Below are 683 nucleotides of genomic sequence, written 5' to 3' on the forward strand. Positions count from 1 at the left end.
CCTGGCTTCTCGCGCGACCGATCCTGCTTCGCCCGCTCGCCGCCCTCACGGGCACGATCTCGCGCTGACCGGGCAGCGCGAGATCACACGCGGTAGATGCGTCCCGTGTCGGCACCCGCGATCGAACGGAGGTAGGCCGCCGCGACCTCGCGGGCCGGGACGGAGCGGAAGCCGGGAAAGAAGGACCCGTACGTGTCGAGCGACTCGGTCAGCACCGTCGGGCTCACGGCGTTGATGCGGATGCCCCGGGGAAGCTCGACGGCCGCGGCAGAGACGAAGGACTCGAGAGCACCGTTGACGGTCGACGCCACGGCACCGGTGCGGATCGGGTCTTGCGCCAGCACGCCGGTGATGAGGGTGAACGAGCCTCCGTCGTTCACGCTCCGCGTCCCGCTCAAGACGACACCGATCTGCGAGAGGAGCTTCCCCTCGATGCCCGTCGAGATGTCGGACCGTGTGAGATCGGCGAGCGGGACGTATGGAACGCTCCCCGCTGCCACGGCCACGGCATCGACTCGACCGACCTCGGCGAAGAGCGCGGTGACGGACGCGGGATCGGTCAGATCCACTCTCGCTGAGCCCGCTCGTGAGGCCCCGACGACGTCGTGGCCGAGCTCCTCGAGGAGCGCCGAGACCGCCACTCCGATCGTCCCCGTCGCACCGATCACAAGACTTCTCATCGT

1 protein-coding gene is annotated in these 683 nt (G+C 69.1%); it reads right to left on the bottom strand.

The features are described 5' to 3' along the window. Positions 1-83: 83 nt before the first annotated feature. On the bottom strand, positions 84-683 hold a 600-nt coding region (locus AC4FQ5_RS19750; RefSeq protein WP_491146281.1), incomplete at its 5' end, for a short chain dehydrogenase.

It is taken from the genome of Chryseobacterium sp. DT-167, from assembly GCF_058310155.1.